The sequence below is a fragment of the Niallia sp. 01092 genome, from assembly GCF_052318935.1.
Lineage (GTDB): Bacteria > Bacillota > Bacilli > Bacillales > Cytobacillaceae > Niallia.
In genome coordinates, this window is sequence record NZ_JBQRKO010000053.1 from 1 (window position 1) to 1575 (window position 1575).

The 1575-nt window shown below is 36.1% G+C and carries 1 protein-coding gene; it reads left to right on the forward strand.

Translation table 11 applies throughout. The features are described from left to right. Positions 1-109: 109 nt before the first annotated feature. Entirely contained in the window at positions 110-1459 is a 1350-nt protein-coding gene (locus ACTXGU_RS22185) for an IS1182 family transposase (RefSeq protein WP_443483689.1), read from the forward strand. Positions 1460-1575: the final 116 nt, after the last annotated feature.

Here is a 1575-nt window from a genome sequence, read left to right on the forward strand (position 1 = left end):
TCAGGCTGTCGAAAAACCTTCGACAGTCTTTATTTTTCAACCAATTCTTCATCTATTCACCGCGTTAATATAGTATAATAAAACTATCAAATAAAGGTTGGTGATTTGGATGTTAAATACGCGTTCCCATACTCAAAATGAAGTAGAATTTGTACTTCTCGATGAACTTGTTCCAGCTAATCATCTCTTACGAAAAATAGATAAATATATAGATTTTTCTTTTATCCTCGATAAAGTCCGTCCTTATTACTCCCAAGACAATGGTCGTCCATCGTTAGATCCCTTAGTTCTTTTTAAAATGATGTTTATTGGTTATTTATATGGCATTCGTTCCGAAAGACAATTAGAGCGAGAAATTCAAGTGAACCTCGCTTATCGTTGGTTTCTTGGTTTGAAAATAACGGACCCGGTTCCTCATCATTCCACTATCAGTTGGAACCGATGCAATCGATTCAAAGATACTACTATCTTTCAAGACATATTTGATGAAGTGGTTCTTTTAGCGATGAATCACAAAATGGTTGGCGGAAGAGTGTTATTTACCGATTCTACGCACTTAAAAGCGAATGCCAATAAGCATAAGTTCACAAGAGAAACTGTAAAAGTAGAAACTCGAGAATACATAGAAGAATTAAATAAAGCAGTCGAAGAAGATCGATTAGCCCACAGAAAAAAGTCTCTAAAGAAAAGGGAGGAGGTGGAGGAAACAAAGGAAATTCGGGTCAGTACAACGGATCCTGATTGTGGCTTTATGTCTCGTGATAATAAACAGGAGATGTTCTGTTATTTAGACCACCGTACGACAGATATGAAATGTAATATCATTACGGATGCCTTTGTTACACCAGGAAATGTTCATGATTCGGTCCCATATTTAGAACGGCTTGACCGTCAGATCGAACGTTTCCAATTTAATGTAGAAGCTGTTGCTTTGGATTCTGGCTATTTAACCAATCCTATTTGTAAAGGAATAATAGAACGAAATATTTTTGGCGTCATCGCACACAGACGATATAGCCCCGTAAAAGGACTTTTTCCAAAATGGAAATTTACCTATGATAAAGAAGCCGATTATTACACTTGTCCAAATGGTCAGAAACTACCTTATCGAACAACCACTCGCGAAGGATATCGGGAATATAAATCAGACGCAAAACAATGTAAAGATTGTCCATTGCTTTCCCAATGTACTCGATCAAAAAATCATACGAAAGTGGTGACACGTCATGTTTGGGAAGAGAATAAAGAGAAGATTCGATTAAATCGTCTTTCCAAATCGGGGAAAATGCTTTATAAATTTAGAAAAGAAAAAGTTGAGCGAAGCTTCGCAGATTCAAAAGAACTGCATGGGCTTCGCTACTGTAGGTTACGAGGAATAAAGAAAGCAGCCGAACAAGTATTAATGACAGCTACCTGTCAAAACATAAAGAAGATTGCCATGCATCTATCCAAGATCTGATAGATGCATGAGAGTCTTTTTTCTTGAAAAAATCGGAAAAAGTTAATACCTTTTAGGTTCTACAAAATTCTAAAAACAAAAAATTGTAGAGAAAATAATACTTTCTCTACAATCTG

Coding starts and splice junctions, on each gene's coding strand:
- ACTXGU_RS22185 (WP_443483689.1), top strand. CDS start 110: ATGTTAAATACGCGTTCCCATACTCAAAATGAAGTAGAATTTGTACTT.